The sequence below is a fragment of the Streptomyces sp. NPDC044106 genome, assembly GCF_056433985.1.
The window spans coordinates 311,266-330,990 of the sequence record NZ_JBWKFZ010000010.1 but is presented as its reverse complement, the minus strand read 5'-3'; the positions used below and the strand labels follow the sequence as shown (position 1 = coordinate 330,990).

The window sequence follows — 19,725 nt, the reverse complement described above, 5'->3', positions numbered from 1 at the left end:
GCGGCCTGACCTGCGCAATGAGAGGCACGTCACAGGACGGACGTTTGGCGCGGATGCGACTTCCACTAGTAAATACGGGCATTGCGTCGGCCGGGGAGCAGCTGTTTCCGTGGATGAGTCGCACGGCGCCGACGACCCCACGGGATCTCGGCGCCGCCGCATGCCCCCCCCCCACACCTCCGTGTGGCACGACGTGCGCTGCGACCTCCCGTCCCCCACCGGAAGGTCCTCTGTGTCCGCCTCGCTCATCCGCCGCATCGCTTCCCCCAAGAAGGCCATCACCGGCGGCCTCGTCGCCGCCGCCGCTTCCGGCATGGTCTTCGCCGCGGCCCCGGCTCAGGCAGCCACCCCGACCACCACGAAGGCCGCCGCCCCGGCCGCCGCTCCCGCGTCCGCCAAGGCGATCGCCAAGAAGAAGATCGCGGACCCCGCGCAGTTCGCCGCGTTCGACAAGATCGTCACGCACGAGAGCGGCTGGAACCCGAGCGCGACCAACTCCTCGTCCGGCGCCTACGGCCTGGTCCAGGCCCTGCCCGGCTCGAAGATGGCCTCGGCGGGCGCCGATTGGAAGACCAACCCCGAGACCCAGATCGAGTGGGGTCTGAAGTACATGAACGAGCGCTACGGCAGCCCGGTCGGCGCCTGGAACCACTGGCAGGCCAACGGCTGGTACTGAGCCGCGGCGCCCTGACGGCACCGCAGCACGTGGGAGAGGCGGCAACCCTGGGCAGGGTTGCCGCCTCTCCCACGTCCACGGCAGTACGTCCACGCGCAGTACGCACACCCACAGGCGACGCGCACCGCTCTCCACTCACTACTCACCGCACCTGTGCGAACCACCGCGCGATCTTCGGCGCCGCCTTCGCGACCGACTCCATGTGCGGCACGCCGCCCTGGTCCATGACGGGGGCCCGCACGCCGTGCGCGGCGAGGTCCGCGGCGCAGCTGCGGGCGTTCCCGATGGGCACGTCGGTGTCGCCGTGCGAGGCGTAGAGCCGCACGGGGGCGTCCGGCTTCCAGTCGCAGGAGCCGTCGTTCGCCTTCAGCACCTCCTCCAGGCCGCCCGTCGGGTGCTTCAGGCGCTCGTAGAAGGCGGGCGTGAGCAGTTCCCGCACGGAGCCGGGCAGCACCCCGATGACGTCCTCCTCATGGTGGCGGCCGTCGAAGAGCTTCTCGACCAGGGGAGCGTAGGGGGCACGGAACGCCTCGGCGGGGTTCTTGTAGACCGGGTGCAGACGGTTCTGGGCCACCAGGAAGTACGAGAGGTAGAAGACGCCGCTCGTGCCGTTGACCCGGCCGTCGTAGAGGGCGGGCATCTCCTCGCCGGAGAGGTCGTAGGGGCCGCTGACCGGGGCGACGGCACGCGTCCTGAATCCGGAGTGCTTGCCCTTCAGCTCCTTGGCCAGCGCCATCGCCACCTGCCCGCCCTGCGAGAAGCCGGTGATGTACAGATCGCCGGAGAGCGTCCTCCCCTTCCGCCCCGCCGCGGTGCGCGAGGCCCGCAGCATGTCCTCGGACGCGGTCACGGCCGAGCGTGTGTCCATGTACGGGTGGAGCCCCGGCCCCTTGCCGAGCCCGAGGTAGTCCGGCGCGGCGACGGCCTTGCCCGCGGCGGCCTGCACGTACGGGCTGGCGGGCCCCAGGTCGTCGGCCACGGAAGGCGCGTAGTCGCGGTGGACCATGGTCCCGTGAGCATCGGAGACGAGGCCGAGGGCCCGGCCCGCGGAGCTCTTGGGCAGCGCGAAGAGCCCGGTGGCCGTGGTGGGCCGGCCCTGCACGTCGACCGTGCGATAGGTGAGGCGGTACGCCGCCACTCCGTACCGCACCATCCCCGCGTCGACCTTCTCCCCTTCCAGGAAACGGACGACGTCAGCACGGCTCAGGTCGGCCACCGGCTCGACCTTGAGGAGATCACCCCGGCCGGTATGCCGCGTACCGGCCGCGTCGCCACTCGCCTGCACGGCGGGCGCGGCGACGAGTCCAGCGAGCATCAGGGCGGCGAGGGCGGCGGCGCCCCGACGTACGGAACGGGCTTGCGAGCGAGTCGAGTTGGTCATAAGCAAGACGCTACGGAGACCACCGCCCGCACGACATCCGAGAATCCCCCCGCCGAGAGGTGTACCTACGGACACCTGACCGCTTCCAGCCTGTCCGGCCGGGGGGCGAGCACGGCGCAACTTCCAGCCCGTCCGGCGGGGGACCAGCCCGTCCGGCGGGGGAGGACGGGCCCGGCGCAACTACTAGCCCGTCCGGCGGGGGACGACAAGCCCGGCGCAACTACCAGCCCGTCCGGCGCTTGAGGACAAGCTCGGCGCAGCCGGCGAAGGCCCGAACCCCGGCCACACCCAGCCCGTCCGGCGCTTGAGGACGAGCTCGGCGCAGCCGGCGACAGACCGAGCCACGTACTACAGCCGCTGCAAAATCGTGGCGCCAGCCACCGCACCCCCCGCACACATCGTCACCAACGCGAACTCCTTGTCCCTGCGCTCCAGTTCGTGCAGCGCCGTCGCGATCAGCCGCGCCCCCGTCGCCCCCACGGGATGCCCGAGCGCGATCGCGCCCCCGTTCACGTTCACCTTCTCCAGGTCCTGCCCGAAGACCTGCGCCCAGCTCAGCACCACCGACGCGAACGCCTCGTTGATCTCCACGATGTCGATGTCCTTCAGGGACATCCCCGCCTTGCCGAGCACCGCCCGCGTCGCGTCGATGGGCCCGTCCAGGTGGAAGTGCGGGTCGGCGCCGACCAGCGCCTGGGCGACGATCCGCGCCCTCGGCTTCAGCTTCAGCGCCCGCGCCATCCGTTTGGAGGCCCACATCAGCGCCGCCGCGCCGTCGGATATCTGCGAGGAGTTGCCCGCGGTGTGCACCGCGGTCGGCATGACCGGCTTGAGGCCGCCGAGCGCCTCCATGGTCGTGTCGCGCAGCCCCTCGTCGCGGTCGACGAGCCGCCACATGCCGTGCCCCGCGCCCTGCTCCTCCTCCGTGGTCGGCACCTGCACGGCGAACGTCTCGCGTTTGAAGCGCTCCTCGGCCCAGGCGACGGCCGCCCGCTCCTGCGAGATGAGGCCGAGCGAGTCCACGTTCTCGCGGGTGAGGCCGCGGTTGCGGGCGATGCGCTCGGCGGCCTCGAACTGGTTGGGCAGATCGACGTTCCACTCGTCGGGGAAGGGCTTGCCGGGGCCGTGCTTGGACCCGGAGCCGAGCGGCACCCGCGACATCGCCTCGACGCCGCAGCTGATCCCGACGTCGATGACACCGGCCGCCACCATGTTGGCGACCATGTGGCTCGCCTGCTGCGAGGAACCGCACTGGCAGTCCACGGTGGTCGCCGCGGTCTCGTACGGCAGCCCCATCGTCAGCCAGGCCGTGCGTGCCGGGTTCATGGACTGCTCACCGGCGTGCGTCACCGTGCCGCCCACGATCTGCTCGACGCAGTCGGCGTGGATGCCGGTGCGGCCGAGGAGTTCGCGGTAGGTCTCACCGAGCAGGTAGGCGGGGTGGAGATTGGCCAGCGCGCCACCGCGCTTGCCGATGGGCGTGCGTACTGCTTCGACGATGACGGGTTCCGCGGCCATGGGCTCGTCCTCTCCCTCCACGTCCCGCGAGCCGTCCCGGCGGCTCGCGAGTAGAACTAGTACGCGTTCTAGTTCCGTACAGCAGTCTGCTGAGCGGAACCCTGGCGCCGCAAGGGTCTTGCACGCATCTTGCGCGGGACCCGCGGCCAACCGGACCCGCCCTGACCCTTGCCTCTTGTAGAACCCGTTACTACCTTGCGAGCGAGCTGCCCTGATGGACCGTCAGAACCATGCCCACGCACGGGAGTTGCCGATGCCCTGTCCAGCGCTGCCCGACGGGTTCGACTTCACCGACCCGGACCTGCTCCAAGACCGCGTGCCCCTGCCGGAGTTCGCACAGCTGCGGCAGACGGAACCGGTGCGCTGGATCGCCCAGCCACCCCGGATATCCGGCTTCGACGACGCGGGCTACTGGGCCGTCACGCGGCACGATGACGTCAAGTACGTCTCCACGCACCCGGAGCTCTTCTCCTCCAACCTCAACACCGCCGTCATCCGCTTCAACGAGACGATCAGCCGCGACCAGATCGAGGTCCAGAAACTGATCATGCTCAACATGGACCCGCCCGAGCACACCCGGGTCCGCCAGATCGTGCAGCGCGGCTTCACGCCGCGCGCCATCCGCTCGCTGGAGGACGCGTTGCGCGCCCGCGCCGGCTCCATCGTCGAGGCGGCCCTCGCGAACGCGGGCCCCGACGGCTCCTTCGACTTCGTGACCAACGTCGCCGTCGAGCTCCCGCTCCAGGCCATCGCCGAACTGATCGGCGTACCCCAGGCGGACCGCACCAGGATCTTCGACTGGTCCAACAAGATGGCGGGGTACGACGACCCGGAGTACGCCATCACCGAGGAGATCGGCGCCGAGGCGGCGATGGAGATCGTCGCGTACGCGATGAACCTCGCCGCGGCCCGCAAGGAGTGCCCGGCCAAGGACATCGTCAGCCAACTGGTGGCGGCCGAGGACGAGGGCAACCTCTCCGGCGACGAGTTCGGCTTCTTCGTGATCCTGCTCGCGGTGGCCGGCAACGAGACGACCCGTAACGCCATCACTCACGGCATGCACGCCTTCCTCACCCATCCGGACCAGTGGGAGCTCTACAAGCGCGAGCGCCCCGCGACGACGGCGGAGGAGATCGTGCGCTGGGCGACGCCGGTGGTCTCCTTCCAGCGCACCGCCACCCAGGACACCGGACTCGGCGGCGCGGAGATCAAGAAGGGCGACCGGGTCGGCCTCTTCTACTCCTCGGCCAACCACGACCCCGACGTGTTCGCGTCACCGGAGAAGTTCGACATCACCCGTGACCCCAACCCCCACCTCGGCTTCGGCGGCGGCGGCCCGCACTTCTGCCTCGGCAAGTCCCTCGCGGTCCTGGAGATCAACCTCATCTTCAACGCGATCGCCGACGCCATGCCCGGCCTGCACCTGACCGGCGACCCGCGCAGGCTCCGCTCCGCCTGGCTCAACGGCGTCAAGGAGCTCCAGGTCAGCACCGGCTGACCCGGCCGACCCGGCTCCACGGAGGCAGGGGCGGGCCCTTTCCCGCACGCCCCGCCCCTGCCTCCCCCGGAGAGCCCGCGAGTCAGTACCGCTCAGCAAAGCGACCTATCAGGTCAATCGTGTTTACTGAACCAACGTTTCCGTTGCGGTAAGCGTCCTGAGAAGTGAACCTTGCCTCCCCAGGACTCGAACGGAAACGGTGGCCGTGGTCTCTGCCGACGTATCGCTCAGCCCGCCCGGCGCCGCGTCCACCGGCCGGAATACTCCGCTCCGGACCTTCTGCCGACGCCACCGCGTGCCGCTCCTCGCCACCCTCCCCACCCTTCCGCTGTACGCCGTCTGGGCGGTGTTCCTCGCGACGGGCGGCGGCGACCTCGCGGCGCAGGAGGCCTGGGCGCGGTTCGCCTCCGAGCACGGCACGGCCGCGTACAACCTCTTCTGGTACGGCGGCATGCACACCGCCAACTACAGCCTGATCTCGCCCTACCTGATGGCCGCGCTCGGGGTGCGGACCGTGACGGTGCTGTCCGGTGTCGCGGGCGCCTGGCTGGTCGCCGCGCTGATCGACCGCAGCGGTGTCCGAAGGCCCCTGTGGCCCGCGGTGCTCGCCTCGCTCGCGATCTGGTGCAACGTGGCCTCCGGGCGCACGACGTTCGCCCTCGGTCTCGCCTTCGCCCTCGCGGCCTGCCTGGCCCTGGTGCGGCAGCGGCGCGTGGGCATCGCGGTGGTGTGCTCGGCGCTCGCCACCATGGGCTCCCCGGTCGCGGGGCTCTTCCTCGTCGTCGCGGGCGCGGGCTACTTCTTCGTACGCGACTGGGCGCGGTCGGCGGCGCTGGTCCTGCCGCCGTTCCTGGTCGTGGCGGCGACCACGGTGCTCTTCCCCTTCACCGGCGAGCACCTGATGCCCTTCGACCGGATCTTCCCGCCCGTGATCTTCAGCCTGGCCCTCATCCTTGCGGGGCCGCGCGAGTGGCGGGTGGTGCGGTGGGGCGCCGGCGTCTACGCGGCCGGGACCGTCCTCACGTACCTCATCGCGTCCCCCATCGGCACCAACGTCGAACGGCTCGCCGAGCTGGTCGGCCCCGCGCTGCTGCTCGCCGCCCTGCTCGTGCCCGGGCTGCGCCGGGCGCGCAGGATCGCGCTGACGGTGGCGCTCGTGCTGTCCTGCGCCTGGGTGACGCAGAAGACGATCGACGACCTCGCGGTCTCCACGAAGGTGCCGAAGTGGGCGGTCGACACCCACGGCGTGGTGCGGGAGCTCGAGCGCCTGGAGGCCAACCGCACCCGCGTCGAGGTCGTGCCGACCCGCAACCACCGCGAGGCCACCGCCCTCGCCCCGTACGTGAACATGGCGCGCGGCTGGAACCGCCAGCTGGACATCGAACGCGGCCGGCTCTTCTACGACGGGTCGTTCTCGGCGGCCAGCTACCGCAAGTGGCTCGACAAGTGGGCCGTCGGGTACGTGGTGCTGCCTTCGGGCAAGCCGGACGGCTACGCCGAGGACGAGGCGGCGCTCGTGACGAGCGCGCCGAAGTGGCTGGAGCCGGTGTGGAACGACGCGCACTGGCGGATCTTCCGGGTGAGGAACCCGGTGCCGCTGGTCTCCAAGCCCGCCGCCGTGGTGCGCTCCACCGGGTCGAACGTGGTGGTGCGCGTACCCAGGCGGGGCTCGGTGACCCTGCGCCTGGTGTACTCGCCGTGGCTCCGGGCGGAGGGTGCCTGCCTGCGACGGCAGGGCGAGTTCACCCGCCTCTCGGTGCCGGCGCCCGGCACCTACGAGATCAGCTCGGGCTACCGTCCTTCGCCGCGTCGTCCCGCGGACTGCCGCTGATCAGCTGCTGCCGCGCCACGGGCCCGGTCGCCTGGGGCCCGGTCACCCGGGGCCCCTTCACCCGGGGCCCTTTCACCCGCGGCCCGGACAGCAGATAGGTCAGGCCGAAGCCGACGCCCACGACGGTCGCGCCGCCCACCGCGTCGAGCACCCAGTGGTTGCCGGTGCCGACGATCGCCGAGACGGTGAAGAAGGGGTGGATCAGGCCGAGCGCCTTCATCCACCACCTGGGCGCGATGACCGCGATGACCAGGCCGCACCAGAGGGACCAGCCGAAGTGCAGCGAGGGCATCGCCGCGTACTGGTTGGTGAGCTTCGTCAGCGTGCCGTAGTCCGGCTGCGTGAAGTCCTGCACGCCGTGCACCGTGTCGATGAAGCCGAGGCCCGGCATCAGGCGCGGCGGGGCGAGCGGGTAGGCCCAGAAGCCGATGAGGGCGAGGACCGTCGCGAAGCCGAGCGCGGAGCGCGCCCAGCGGTAGTCGGCGGGCCTGCGGACGTACAGAACGCCGAGGACGGTCAGCGGCACCACGAAGTGGAACGACGTGTAGTAGAAGTTGAAGAAGTCCTCCATCCAGCCGGTCCGCGCCGTCAGATGGTTGAACCAGCGCTCCAGGTCGATGTGCAGGAACTGCTCGATCGAGTGGACCTGCTCGCCGTGCCGCTCGGCGGTGGCCCGCCCCCCGGAGATCGTGCCGCCCGTCGCCGCGAGCCTGACCTGCTGGTACGCGGAGTAGCAGACGCGGATGAGCAGCAGTTCGAGCAGGAGGTTCGGCCGGGTGACGACCCGCCGCCAGAACGGGACCAGCGGCACCCGGCTCCAGCGGGCCGGGACGGGCGCGGCGTAGTCGGTGGGGATGGGCTTCTGATATTGCGGGTGGGCCCGGGAGAGGAACGGCACGACGGCGGCCGCCGCGAGCGCCGCCAGGAGCACGACGTTGTCCCGGATCGGCTCGGTGACCGGCATGTTGGGCAGCATCATCGTGGCAGGAAGCGTCGATACGAGGACGACGGCGACCGGCCACATGTAGCGGTCGGACTGGCGCTTGCCGGCCCGGCCGACCACCGCGAAGAGCACCCACAGGAGCTGGTGCTGCCAGGTGGTCGGCGACACCGCGACCACGACGCAGCCGGTGATCGCGACGGCCAGGAGCAGCTGCCCGTCCTTGGCGTAGCGCACGGCGCGGCGCAGGCCGACGTAAACGAGCGCCAGGCTCAGGGTCACGAAGAGCCCGGTCTCCAGGGGGCCCCGCAGACCGAAGCGGAGCAGCATGCCGTGCAGCGACTGGTTGGCGTTGGCGTCCGGATTGGCGCCGAGCCCGGCGCCCGCGAGGTGGTGTATCCAGTACGTCGACGAATCGTGCGGCATCGCGGCCCAGGTCAGCGCGGTGCAGGCGGCGAAGGCCGCGCCGGTGGACGCGGCGGCCTTCTTGCGGCCGGTGAACCAGAGCAGCGCGGCGAAGAGCAGCATGGTCGGCTGCAGGGCCGCGCCGACGCCGACCAGGAGGCCGCTCGCGCGCTGGCCGCGGACGGTGAAGAGGCCGAGCAGGACGAGCAGCACCGGAAGAATGCTGGTCTGGCCGAGGTGCAGGGTGTTGCGCACCGGGAGCGACAGGATGAGCAGGCTGATGGCGACGGGGGCGGCGAGCAGGGAGGTGCGCCGGGAGACGGGCTGCGGCAGGGCGCGGGCCGCGACCAGGCCGAGCACGACGACGAGACCGAGCGTGCCGAAGGTCCAGGCCCAGCCGAGAGCCTGTTCACCCGCGCGTGCGAGCGGTTTCAGGACGAGGCCCGCGAAGGGTGGTCCCGTGAACTTGTCCGCGTCGTAGAAGGAGCCGTTGACGTGCAGGACGCCCGCGGGCCCGATCCACGTCTCCAGGTCGGTGAACCGTTCGCCCTTGGGGGTGCGCAGCACGTCGGCCACCTGCCGGGCGGCCAGGACGGCGGCGATCAGCCAGAGGCCGACGCGGACCGCTCCGATCCGCTCCTCGGGTCCACCTGTCCGCCCTGTTCCCAAGGCACTGCCCGATCCCCTGTGCTCAACGTTCGCCACGCCTCGTCGGCCCTCCCGTCCCGTCCGTCATGTCTGCGGTCCCGTCTGTGAGGGGCCGGCGTCCCGGCCCGGGAGTTACGGCCGGGACTTCCGCCAGGCCCGTGAGTGCCGCGCCCTGATGTGAGACGCACGCAACCACCTTTCCACCTGTCCGCGACCGCCGATTCCGTGAACCCGCGACCGCGGAGGCCTGAACCGGTGGCCACCGGTCCCTGAACCCCAGGATGCCGCCTGCGCCCCCGTCGTGCGGTTCCGCGCCGGAGCAGCGACATAGATCACAAACGCGCCTTATCCGCACTGCCTGCGGAAACACCGTTTGACCTGGACAGAAGCGGTTTTCGCGCGCTGTGCGGCCAATCGGACACCGTACGTAATGATGCCTCTTGCACCTATGGTCGCTTTTCGGGCCGCCCGGCTACCGCGGGCGGCCTTGCCCTTGTCGTCGACCGAGAGCAGGCGAGCGAACCCTTGGTGAGCGCCACCCCCGTCGCACTACGCAAGCCCGAGCCCTCGGGAGGACACCGGACCGGCCCTTCGGCGGGACGTCTGCCCTCGACAGGCCCGGACGTCACCGTCACCGACCCCGCGATGGTCAAGCGGGCGGTGAAGGCGGCCGCCCTCGGCAACGCGATGGAGTGGTTCGACTTCGGCGTCTACAGCTACATCGCCGTGACGCTCGGCAAGGTCTTCTTCCCCTCGGGCAACCCGACGGCCCAGCTGCTCTCGACCTTCGGCGCCTTCGCCGCGGCCTTCCTGATCCGGCCGCTCGGCGGCATGGTCTTCGGCCCGCTCGGCGACCGCATCGGCCGCCAGAAGGTCCTCGCGCTCACCATGATCATGATGGCGGCGGGCACGTTCGCGATCGGCCTGATCCCGTCGTACGCGGCCATCGGCGTCTGGGCTCCCGTCCTGCTCCTCCTCGCCCGCCTGGTGCAGGGCTTCTCCACCGGCGGCGAGTACGCGGGCGCCTCCACCTTCATCGCCGAGTACGCCCCCGACAAGAAGCGCGGGTTCCTCGGCAGCTGGCTGGAGTTCGGCACGCTCGCCGGGTACATCGGCGGCGCGGGCCTGGTCACCTTGATGACGGCCCTCCTCTCCACGGACGACCTGCTCTCCTGGGGCTGGCGCGTCCCGTTCCTGATCGCGGGCCCGATGGGCCTGATCGGTCTCTACCTGCGGATGAAGCTGGAGGAGACCCCGGCGTTCGCGGCCGAGCTGGAGAAGGCCCACAAGGACGAGCAGAGCCGCGCGAAGGTGCGCCTGCGCGACATGGTCACGGGCCAGTGGAAGGCGCTCCTCCTCTGCATGGGCCTGGTCCTGGTCTTCAACGTCACGGACTACATGCTGCTGTCGTACATGCCGAGCTACCTGACCAGCGAGCTGAAGTACGACGAGACGCACGGGCTCCTGGTCATCCTGGCCGTCATGGCGCTGATGATGTGCGTCCAGCCGTTCATGGGCGCGCTCACCGACCGGGTGGGCCGCCGGCCCGTGATCGCCGCGGGCTGCGCGGGCTTCCTCCTGCTCTCCGTCCCCGCCATGCTCCTGATCCGCGAGGGCTCGCTGTGGGCGATCGCACTGGGCCTCGGCGCGCTGGGCCTGCTCCTGGTCTGCTTCACGGCCTCGATGCCGTCGACCCTCCCCGCCCTCTTCCCGACGAAGATCCGCTACGGCTCCCTCTCCATCGGCTTCAACATCTCCGTCTCGGTCTTCGGCGGCACGACCCCGCTGATCGTGACGGCGCTGATCGGCGCGACGGGCAACAAGATGATGCCCGCGTACTACATGATGGCGGCGGCCGTAGTGGGCGGAATCGCCGTCTGGTACCTGACGGAATCGGCCCGCAGGCCCCTGCCGGGGTCGCCTCCGGCGGTGGAGACGGAGGAGGAGGCGAGGGCGCTGCGGGGGGCTCGCTGACTCGCCGGCCGCGCCGAGCCCGTCCGCAATCGCCGGGGCCCGCCCCACCGACCTCTCTCCCCCCAACACGCGAGCCCTCGACACAAGAGCGCTCAACACGCGAGCCCCCACTGACAACTCCCGCTCCCCCGGCTACGCTCCTTAGCGAAACTAACTAGACAGCCGAAGGGAACGACGAGCCGCATGAACCAGCAGCAGTGGAACTCCGTCGACGCCTACTTCACCGACCTCCTCGCCCCGGCCGACGACGCCCTGGCCGCCGCCCTGCGCGACAGCGACGCGGCCGGCCTGCCACGGATCAACGTCGCCCCCAACCAGGGCAAGCTGCTCCACCTCCTGGCCCAACTCCAGGGCGCCCGCCGCATCCTGGAGATCGGCACCCTCGGCGGCTACAGCACCATCTGGCTGGCCAGGGCCCTGCCCGCCGACGGCCGCCTCATCACCCTCGAATACAGCCCGGAGCACGCCGGCGTGGCCCGCGCCAACCTCGCCCGCGCCGGGCTCGACAAGATCACCGAGGTGCGCGTCGGCCCCGCACTCGACTCGCTCACGGCGCTCGGTGCCGAGCACGCGACGAACCCCGAGCCCTTCGACCTCGTGTTCATCGACGCCGACAAGGCCAACAACCAGCACTACCTGGAGTGGTCGCTGAAGCTCACCCGCCCCGGCAGCCTCATCGTCCTCGACAACGTCGTACGGAGCGGCGCCGTGGCCGACGCCTCAAGCACCGACCCGGGCGTGCGCGGCACCCGGGCCGCACTGGAACTGATCGCGGAGCACCCCAAGTTGAGCGGCACGGCCGTGCAGACGGTGGGAGTCAAGGGGTACGACGGTTTCGCGCTGGCCCGCGTACTGCCCTGAGCGAACCCCGCCCCGGCCCTCCGGTCCAGGCCCGCGCCGCCCCCGGCCCACTCAACTCTCCACGTAATACCCGACGTTCACGCTCCGAGGCCCCGACCGGTCCTGGATGACGACCTCGCCGGAGCCGCCCGGGGCGAGCGGTGCGACGCCTCCGTACGCGAGGGGCCGCACCGCTCCCCCGGACACCAGCCGCACCTCGGAGGCCGGGTCGGGGTGGGAGCCGCGCAACCAGCTGACGGACCAGACCCCGTCAGGGCCGCAGCGGAACTCAAGATGCGTACGGGAAATGAAAAGCCAGTCGTCGGGCGTGACCAGGCGGCACACGTTCCGGTCGCGCCCCACGCGCAGCACGGCGCCCGGCTCGCTCGGCGCCTCGGCCATGAGCATGCCCGCGGTGGCACCCGCGTCGGCACCCGTACCCGTCCCCGACACCGCGGCCATCGTCAGCTCAAGCACGTGGGTACGCTCCTTCAACTCGCCTGCGCGCGGGCGCGGTTGGTGTACGGCGCGCTGCCGCATCCTAAGTGGCACCCTGGGCGGGGCGCACGACCTCTTGGAACAATGGCCCCATGACTGGGCGCGAGCCACCCGGAGTCGACTTCGAGTCCTGGACCCACCGTTTGGTGGGCCGTTTCCGGGCAACTCGTTCCGGGGTACGGGTGCCGAGGCCCACCGGGTCTCGCGCCCGAGGCCGATCCCCGAGCGAGAAGGCACCCACTCATGTCCACAGTCCTGATCATCGCTCTGATCGTGGTCGTCGTCGCCGTCCTCGCCGTCGGCGCCGTCGCCATGCTGAACCGCAGGCGGGGCGCGGGCGGCAGGCGCGGTCTCCAGCGCCGCTTCGGGCCCGAGTACGACCGCGCGGTCGCCCGGCACGACGGCGACACCAAGGCCGCCGAGCGCGACCTCGCGGAGCGTGTGAAGCGGCACGGTACGTTGCGTACGCGCCCGCTGGAGCCCGCCGCGCGTGAGCAGTACGCGGCCCGCTGGACCGTAGCCCAGGAGCGCTTCGTCGACTCCCCGCGCGAGGCGGTGGCCGAGGCCGACCGGCTCATCGCCGAGCTGGCCGGAGCCCGCGGCTTCCCGGACGCGGGCCACTACGAGGACCAGATCGACGCGCTCTCCGTGCACCACGCCCACCACGTCCACGGTTACCGCAAGGTGCACCGGGCGGCCCTCGGCACGACGGGCCCCGAGGAGGGCAGGACCGGCACGCTGGGCGGCACCCTCTCCGGCACCGAGGCCGACGCCGCGGCCGGCACCGAGGAGATGCGCGCGGCCATGATCGAGGCCCGGGCGCTCTTCGACGCCCTGGTCGCCGAGCAGCCGTCCGACTCCGAGGTCGCCCACACCGACCGGCACGGCACCCACAAGCGTTCGACCGGCATGACTCACAAGGGAGTTCAGCATGGCTGAGGCGTCCGCTCTCTACCCGCCCGACGCACGCGACAAGCTGACGCTGCGCCTCCAGAACGCCGTCAACAGCTTCGTCGACAGCCCCCGCGCGGCCGTCGAGAACGCCGACAGCGTCCTGGAGGAAGCGATCGCCGACCTGACCCGCACCCTCACCGAGCGCCGCCGCACCCTGCGCACGAGCTGGGAAGCGCTCCCGGCGGAGGCCGCCCCCGGCGAGCCCCGGGCCGCCGAGGGCACCGGCCCCACCGAGCCGGGCACCACCACCGGGACGGGCGCCGCCACCGGGACAGGCACCGCCACCGGGACGGGCCCCACTGCTTCGGGCCCCACCGGCGACACGGAACAACTCCGCCTGGCCCTGCGCGACTACCGCGAAACGGCGGAACGCCTGCTGCGCCTGTAAGAAGGGCACGGGCGTGCGCCCCTCTCAGGACAACACCTACGTGAGCCCCGAGGCCACCCCCGGCCCCGGGGCTCACGCGGCTCCGACGCCCCCGTACGGCAGGATGACCGCATGAGCATCGTGAAGATCAACGCCCTTACCGTCCCCGACGAGCAGCGCGAGATCCTGGAGAAGCGCTTCGCGTCCCGCGCGGGCGCGGTGGAAGGCTCGGACGGCTTCGAGTGGTTCGAACTCCTCCGCCCCATCGAGGGCACCGACCAGTACCTCGTCTACACCCGCTGGCGCGACGAGGCCGCCTTCCAGGCCTGGATGGAGGGCCCGATGAAGTCGGCCCACCAGGGCGGCGGCGAGCCCGGAGCCGACCGCCCGAAGCCGGCGGCGAGCGGCTCCACGGTGTGGTCCTTCGAGGTCGTGCAGCAGGCGGCGCCGAAGAGCGGGTGAAGCCGGCCGACCGCGACGTCCGCCGCCAGGCGCCGGCCGGAGGTCTGTGCTGTACCGGCGAGCGCCATGCCGTGTACGGAGTGCTGACGCAGTCCGTACACGGCGACAACCGGACCGTACGTCCGGCATGACCGGCGCGACCGCCCTGAGGTGCCCCTCAACAGGCCTGTCGCGACGGCTAATCCGCTTGCCCCGCACACTCCCGACAGGCTCAGAATGTCGCCATGCCCGACTCCACCACCCCTGCCCCCACCGTCGCCGCTACCTGGACCGTCACCCCCGAGCCTCACGACTCGCCCGTCGCCCTCGCGCTCTGGCGGGCGTATTACACGGAGGTCAGTGATCGCTGGTATCTGCTGCATGAGGGGCGCGCCACCGATCCCGAGGAGCTGGAGCGTGAGGTCGCGGCCGAGAGTGGGGGCGAACTCGCGCCGCCCGGCGGGGTGTTGCTGGTGGCGCGGTTCGGGGGCGAGCCCGTCGGGACGGCGGGGGTGCGCATGCTCGACGCGGTGACCGCCGAGCTCAAGCGCGTCTTCGTGCGTGAGGACATGCGTGGCAAGGGCGGGGCGCCCCGGCTCCTCGCGGCGGCCGAGGACGCGGCCCGTCGGCTCGGGGCCGGGCGCATCGTGCTCGACACCCGTACCGATCTGGTGGAGGCTCGCGCGCTGTACGCCCGGCACGGGTGGACCGAGATCGAGCCCTACGCCGACCGGCAGTACGCCGAGCACTGGTACGGCAAGGAGCTCCGGGAGGGGTGATGAGGGTGCGAGAGTGGCCGCCTCGGAGGTGAGAGGTGAGAGGTGACGGGGCACAGGTGGCAGGTCGCAGGTGGCAGCTCCGGTCCCGTTGTCAGGCCGCGCGTACCGCCGTCGCGCCATCATGCGGCCGTTCCGACTCCGACCCGCACAGCTCGGCGCTGAGTTCCCCGACCAGCTGGACCAGGTCCGTCGGGCGGTCGGGGCCCCACCAGTCGCCCAGCAGCTCCGCCAGGGACTCCTCCCGGGCCTTGGCGAGCCTGCCCGCGACCTCGTGGCCCCGCTCGGTCAGGACCATCTCCGGCCCGCGCCGCTCGGCGAGGCGCCGCTCCTCGACCTGGCGGGCGGCCGCCGTGACGACGGTCAGCGGCACCGTGGTGCGTTCGGCGAGCGCGCCGGGTTCGACGGAGCCGTGCCGGGCGATGCGCAGGAGCAGCCAGCTCGCGGCGGGCAGCAGGTCGTAGCCCGCCCGCTCGGTGATCGTCTCGTAGATCGCGCGCCGCCCCTCACGCGTCCCCAGCACCGAAAGTGCGCGCGCGCACTCGTCGTACGACGAGCGTTCCACGGGGTTGCTGGCCAGCGTCTGCGTCGGATCCGGCGCTGTGACCGAGCCGCGCAGCTTGTCCTCGCGCAGGAACCACGCCAGGACGAAGGCGACCAGGGCCACCGGCACCGCGTACAGGAAGACGTCCGTGATCGACGACGCGTACGCGTGCAGAGCGCTGGGGCGGAGGTCGGCGGGGAGGCGTGCGATGCCGCGCGGGTCCGCCTTGAGCGTGTTCACGCCCATGCCCGGCGGCAGTTGCCGCCCGGCGAGCGCGTCGGTGAGCTTGTCGCCGAGCCGGTTGGTGAAGATCGTGCCGAAGATCGCCACGCCGAAGGAGGCGCCGATCGAACGGAAGAAGGTCGCGCCCGATGTCGCGACGCCCAGGTCCTCGTAACTCACCGCGTTCTGCACGATGAGGACGAGCACCTGCATGACCAGGCCGAGGCCCAGACCGAAGACGAAGAAGTACGCGCTCATCTCGCCGGTACCGCTGTGCTCGTCCAGTCGGTGCAGGAGGAGCAGGCCGACCGCGGTGATCGCCGTGCCCGCCACCGGGAAGACCTTCCAGCGCCCGGTGCGGCTGACGATCTGCCCCGACGTCGTGGTGGACAGCAGCATGCCGACCACCATGGGCAGCATGTGCACACCCGACATGGTCGGCGTGACCCCCTGCACGACCTGCAGGAACGTCGGCAGGTAGGTCATCGCCCCGAACATCGCGAAGCCCACGATGAAGCTGATGACCGCGGAGAGGGTGAAGGTGCGGATCCGGAACAGTTTCAGCGGAAGCACCGGCTCCACGGCCTTGCGTTCCACCACCACGAAGGCCGCGCCGAGCACCACACCGAGCACCGCGAGCCCGATGATCCGCGGGGAGCCCCAGGCCCACGTGGTGCCGCCGAGGGAGGCGACCAGGACCAGGCAGGTGGCGACGGACGCGATGAGGAACGTGCCGAGGTAGTCGATGGTGTGCCGGGTCGCGCGCACCGGAATGTGCAGCGTCGTCGCGATGACCAGCAGGGCGATCACGCCGATGGGCAGATTGATGTAGAACACCCAGCGCCAGCTGAGATGTTCGGTGAAGAGGCCGCCGAGCAGCGGCCCGAGGACACTCGTCGCGCCGAAGACCGCGCCGAAAAGACCCTGGTACTTGCCGCGTTCGCGCGGCGACACGATGTCCCCGACGATCGCCATGGACAGCACCATGAGGCCACCGCCGCCGAGTCCCTGCAACGCGCGGAACCCGATGAGCTGCGGCATGTTCTGCGCCATGCCGCACAGCGCCGAGCCGACGAGGAAGAGCACGATCGCGGTCTGGAACAGCTTCTTGCGGCCGTACTGGTCTCCGAGCTTGCCCCACAGCGGCGTCGCGGCCGTGGCCGCCAGCATGTACGCGGTGACGACCCAGGACAGATGGTCCATGCCGCCGAGTTCACTGACGATGGTCGGCAGCGCCGTGGAGACGATGGTCTGGTCGAGGGCCGCGAGCAGCATGCCCAGGAGCAGCGCGCCGATGGAGACCAGTACGCCGCGGGGCGCGTGCCCCTTGCCGGCCGGGCCGGGGGCGGGGCTCGCTCCCAGGGGGCGGGCGCTCACGTCCTCCGTCATGGACACCTCCAAGGGGTCTGTCCAATCCATCCCACTTATCCATCCTGGTCCGTGTCTCCAGTTATGGCCTGTTGAACCAGGGGTCTGCATAATCGCGCTGTAGCTCTCGGGGAGGGGAGGGGCGGCCGGTGGCCGGACGACGGGACGGGGCGGACGACGCGAGCGGCACGACCGGGGCGAGTGGCACGACCGGGGCGAGTGGCACGACCGGGGCGGGCGAGGCAGCCGCTGCGAGCGACGCGGCGCACCGGACGCGCATACGTACGCGCGTCCGCACCCGGTCCGCCGAGACGGCCGCCGCCGAGGATTTCGACCCGCTGCGGATACGTCCCTACGTGACGCTGCCGGACCCCGACACGTCAGCCCCTGCCGAAGGTCCGGGGGACACCGCCTCCGTGTCACGCCCGCCGTCCCTGACCGGGACGGGTGCGGGTACGGGTACGGGTGCAGGTACCGGTCCGGCTCCGGGTACTCGTACAGATACCGGTACCGGCACAAGCACAGGCCCAGGTACCGCTCCAGGCGATCCGCCCGAATCCGAGGCGCCGTCCGGCAGGACTCGCCGTCGGCCCACCCGCAAGCACCGCGTGGTGCTGCTCGCCGGGGCGGGCGGAGCGGCGGCCGTGGTCGCCGCCGCCGTCTTCGCGGTCGGCCTCCTCGCCTCGGCCACGGACAGGCCGACCCGGGACCGGACCCTGCCGGGCGATCCGGTGTCGGCGTACGCGGATCCGACGAAGCCCGCACCACCCTCGGCGAAGTCGTCCGAGGCCGCCTCGCGCACGCTCTCCGCCCCGCGGACGTCACGGCACGCGCCGCCGCCACCGCCACCGTCGCCGGAGAGGTCCAGGCGTTCGGCGCCGCGGTCGTCATCGCCGCCGTCAGCGGCGCGTGCGACGGAGTCGGTCGGTACGTCGCCGTCACCGTCGCCGCCACCCGAGGCCACCGACGTGACCCTGCGGGAGGGTGACAGGGGGCGTCAGGTCGCGGAGTTGCAGGCCCGGCTCGCGCAGTTGTATCTGTACGTCGGTGAGCTCGACGGCTCCTACACGTCCCAGGTCACCGACGCCGTCTCCCGCTACCAGTGGGCCCGCGGCCTCACGGACGACACCCGCGGCGAGTACGGTCCTCAGACGCGCCGCAGCCTGGAGTCGGAGACGACGGACCCCTGAGAGCAGCGCGTACGCGAGTTGCAGAGACCCGCGGCGATCAGCCGAACGTCAGGGTGATCGCCCCGTCGCCCGCGTCGGCCACCCGCACGCCGGTCAGGTCCTCGACGTGCACGGTGGGGTCGAACGCGGCGGCCCGGGGACCGACGCCCACGACCCGCATACCGGCCGCCCGGCCCGCGCGTATGCCGGCCTCGGAGTCCTCGAAGACCACGCAGTCCGCAGGCTCGAACCCGAGCGCCGCCGCACCCTTGAGGAACCCCTCGGGGTCCGGCTTGCTGGCGCCCACGCTCTCCGCGGTCACCCGTACGGCAGGCAGGGCAAGACCGGCGGCGGCCATCCGTCCGGTGGACAGGGGTATGTCGGCGGAGGTCACGAGCGCGTGCGGCAGGCGCTGGTCCGCCAGCGACGTCATGAACGCGGGCGCGCCCGGCACCGGCACGACACCCTCCATGTCGGAGGTCTCCGCGGCCAGCATCTCGCGGTTCTCCGCGTGGTTCTCGGCCATGGGCCTGTCCGGCAGCAGCAGCGCCATGGACGCGTAGCCCTGGCGGCCGTGGACGACCTTGATGACCTCGTCGAAGTCAAGACCGTGCCGCTCGGCCCAGCGCCGCCAGCAGCGCTCGACGACGGCGTCGGAGTTGACGAGGGTGCCGTCCATGTCGAGGAGAACGGCCCGGGCGGTCAGAACGGGTGCGACAGGGTCGGCGGTCGTGGCCGTCATCGGGGGCTCCAGAGCGCAGAGGCAGCGGAAGATCAAGGCGGCCCCGCCCGCCGGTCAGGGAGTACGGGCGGAGCCACTTTGTTCCTGCACGGTACAAAACGTGGGCCGCAAAAGCCAACGCCGCAGGTCAGACCACCCAAGCGCCCCAAAACGGACTCGCGTCACGGGCGACGGTCCTGGCGCGGAGAGGCAGATTTTCAACCCCGAATCGGGCGCGCCGGACCTCACCGGCATCAAGCAATCGCCTCATACAGGCTCCACACCCCGAGCCCCAGCATCAGCATCGCCGCGATCTTCGTGATGAGCGCCAGCGGCACCCGCTTCATCAGCGCCTTTCCGCCGACGATGCCGAGGCCCGCGACCGCCCACAGTGCGAGTACCGCGCCGAGGCCGACGGAGATCGGGTCGTCGTAGCGGGCCGCCATGTTGGCGGTCATGATCTGCGTCAGGTCACCGAACTCGGCGACCAGGATGAGCATGAAGCCCGCCCCTGAGACCTTCCAGAAGCTCTGGTCGGCGGGCTGCTTGACCTCTTCCTCGTCGTCGCCGCCCTTGAACAGCAGCATCGCGGCGCCGCCCAGGAAGAGGACGCCGGTCACCGCCTGGACCAGCTGATGGGGCAGCAGGGTGAGGACGCTGCCGGCCGCGACGGCGAGCACCACATGGACGGCGAAGGCGGCCGCCACTCCGACGAATACGTACGAGGCGCGGTAGCGCGTGCCGAGGACGAGCCCGGCCAGCGCCGTCTTGTCGGGCAACTCGGCAAGGAAGACGACGCCGAAGACGAGCGCCATCACGCTGAAGCTGATCAAGGTTCCTCAATCGGTCGGGGCTGCCCCACCGAGAGTGTTCCACCGCTTCGCGTACGACACCTCGGCACGGCAGCGCACATGGACGCACACGGGTGTGCGCGTCACATCCGGCCGTACGCGG

16 protein-coding genes and 1 pseudogene are annotated in these 19,725 nt (G+C 71.3%); 10 read left to right on the top strand and 7 right to left on the bottom strand.

Features of this window, described 5'->3' with window-relative positions; all coding sequences use genetic code 11:
• Window positions 1-232 precede the first annotated feature (232 nt).
• Window positions 233-676: an aggregation-promoting factor C-terminal-like domain-containing protein gene (locus AC07DI_RS20560; RefSeq protein WP_384256809.1), complete on the top strand. Its 444-nt coding sequence runs from the start codon at window positions 233-235 to the stop codon at window positions 674-676.
• A 142-nt stretch (window positions 677-818) separates the two neighbouring features.
• Here the strand turns inward: AC07DI_RS20560 and AC07DI_RS20555 are convergent, their stop codons facing one another.
• Together AC07DI_RS20555 and AC07DI_RS20550 are read right to left on the bottom strand one after the other, a co-directional pair.
• A complete protein-coding gene (locus AC07DI_RS20555) occupies window positions 819-2,057 on the bottom strand; it encodes an alpha/beta hydrolase (protein ID WP_478905514.1) in 1,239 nt (412 codons plus the stop codon).
• 348 nt (window positions 2,058-2,405) lie between these two features.
• Window positions 2,406-3,575, bottom strand: coding sequence for a steroid 3-ketoacyl-CoA thiolase (locus AC07DI_RS20550; protein ID WP_478905513.1), 1,170 nt, complete (start codon window positions 3,573-3,575; stop codon window positions 2,406-2,408).
• A 253-nt stretch (window positions 3,576-3,828) separates the two neighbouring features.
• Between AC07DI_RS20550 and AC07DI_RS20545 the strand changes: the two genes are divergently transcribed.
• Window positions 3,829-5,073 carry a cytochrome P450 gene (locus AC07DI_RS20545; RefSeq protein ID WP_384259537.1) on the top strand — a complete coding sequence of 415 codons (1,245 nt, stop codon included), beginning with the start codon at window positions 3,829-3,831 and terminating at the stop codon, window positions 5,071-5,073.
• Window positions 5,074-5,272: 199 nt separating this feature from the next.
• On the top strand, window positions 5,273-6,904 hold the full coding sequence (locus tag AC07DI_RS20540; protein ID WP_478905512.1) for a hypothetical protein: 1,632 nt from the start codon (window positions 5,273-5,275) through the stop codon (window positions 6,902-6,904).
• Here AC07DI_RS20540 and AC07DI_RS20535 read toward each other — a convergent pair.
• Window positions 6,855-8,918 (bottom strand): bifunctional glycosyltransferase 87/phosphatase PAP2 family protein, encoded by a 2,064-nt coding sequence (locus AC07DI_RS20535; RefSeq protein ID WP_478905511.1) that lies wholly within the window; start codon window positions 8,916-8,918, stop codon window positions 6,855-6,857. The two genes, AC07DI_RS20540 and AC07DI_RS20535, sit on opposite strands and share 50 nt — an antisense overlap.
• A gap of 582 nt (window positions 8,919-9,500) precedes the next feature.
• Between AC07DI_RS20535 and proP the strand changes: the two genes are divergently transcribed.
• Together proP and AC07DI_RS20525 are read left to right on the top strand one after the other, a co-directional pair.
• Window positions 9,501-10,871, top strand: coding sequence for a glycine betaine/L-proline transporter ProP (proP, locus tag AC07DI_RS20530; protein ID WP_478905563.1), 1,371 nt, complete (start codon window positions 9,501-9,503; stop codon window positions 10,869-10,871).
• A gap of 183 nt (window positions 10,872-11,054) precedes the next feature.
• On the top strand, window positions 11,055-11,732 hold the full coding sequence (locus tag AC07DI_RS20525; RefSeq protein ID WP_478905510.1) for an O-methyltransferase: 678 nt from the start codon (window positions 11,055-11,057) through the stop codon (window positions 11,730-11,732).
• Window positions 11,733-11,783: 51 nt separating this feature from the next.
• Here AC07DI_RS20525 and AC07DI_RS20520 read toward each other — a convergent pair whose 3' ends face one another.
• Window positions 11,784-12,188 carry an FHA domain-containing protein gene (locus AC07DI_RS20520; protein ID WP_478905509.1) on the bottom strand — a complete coding sequence of 135 codons (405 nt, stop codon included), beginning with the start codon at window positions 12,186-12,188 and terminating at the stop codon, window positions 11,784-11,786.
• Between the two features lie 264 nt (window positions 12,189-12,452).
• On the opposite strand from AC07DI_RS20520, the gene AC07DI_RS20515 reads away from it, so the two are divergent.
• The 4 genes and pseudogenes from AC07DI_RS20515 to AC07DI_RS20500 all read left to right on the top strand — a co-directional run bounded on the left by AC07DI_RS20515 (window position 12,453) and on the right by AC07DI_RS20500 (window position 14,750).
• A complete protein-coding gene (locus AC07DI_RS20515) occupies window positions 12,453-13,148 on the top strand; it encodes a hypothetical protein (RefSeq protein ID WP_478905508.1) in 696 nt (231 codons plus the stop codon).
• Window positions 13,149-13,233: 85 nt separating this feature from the next.
• Window positions 13,234-13,551: pseudogene (locus AC07DI_RS20510) on the top strand (hypothetical protein); the annotation flags it as partial.
• A 111-nt stretch (window positions 13,552-13,662) separates the two neighbouring features.
• Window positions 13,663-13,992 (top strand): antibiotic biosynthesis monooxygenase family protein, encoded by a 330-nt coding sequence (locus AC07DI_RS20505; RefSeq protein ID WP_478905507.1) that lies wholly within the window; start codon window positions 13,663-13,665, stop codon window positions 13,990-13,992.
• Window positions 13,993-14,216: 224 nt separating this feature from the next.
• Window positions 14,217-14,750, top strand: a complete 534-nt coding sequence (locus tag AC07DI_RS20500) for a GNAT family N-acetyltransferase (protein WP_478905506.1) — start codon at window positions 14,217-14,219, stop codon at window positions 14,748-14,750.
• Window positions 14,751-14,841: 91 nt separating this feature from the next.
• On the opposite strand, the gene AC07DI_RS20495 is transcribed toward AC07DI_RS20500, so the two are convergent.
• Complete coding sequence (locus AC07DI_RS20495) at window positions 14,842-16,902, bottom strand: DHA2 family efflux MFS transporter permease subunit (RefSeq protein WP_478905505.1); 2,061 nt, start codon at window positions 16,900-16,902, stop codon at window positions 14,842-14,844.
• A gap of 587 nt (window positions 16,903-17,489) precedes the next feature.
• On the opposite strand from AC07DI_RS20495, the gene AC07DI_RS20490 reads away from it, so the two are divergent.
• Window positions 17,490-18,071, top strand: a complete 582-nt coding sequence (locus AC07DI_RS20490) for a peptidoglycan-binding domain-containing protein (protein ID WP_478905503.1) — start codon at window positions 17,490-17,492, stop codon at window positions 18,069-18,071.
• A 37-nt stretch (window positions 18,072-18,108) separates the two neighbouring features.
• On the opposite strand, the gene AC07DI_RS20485 is transcribed toward AC07DI_RS20490, so the two are convergent.
• Window positions 18,109-18,792 carry an HAD-IA family hydrolase gene (locus AC07DI_RS20485; RefSeq protein WP_384259584.1) on the bottom strand — a complete coding sequence of 228 codons (684 nt, stop codon included), beginning with the start codon at window positions 18,790-18,792 and terminating at the stop codon, window positions 18,109-18,111.
• A gap of 233 nt (window positions 18,793-19,025) precedes the next feature.
• The gene (locus AC07DI_RS20480; RefSeq protein WP_384259587.1) at window positions 19,026-19,604 is read right to left on the bottom strand and encodes a TMEM165/GDT1 family protein; all 579 of its coding nucleotides are present in this window, start codon (window positions 19,602-19,604) and stop codon (window positions 19,026-19,028) included.
• Window positions 19,605-19,725 lie beyond the last annotated feature (121 nt).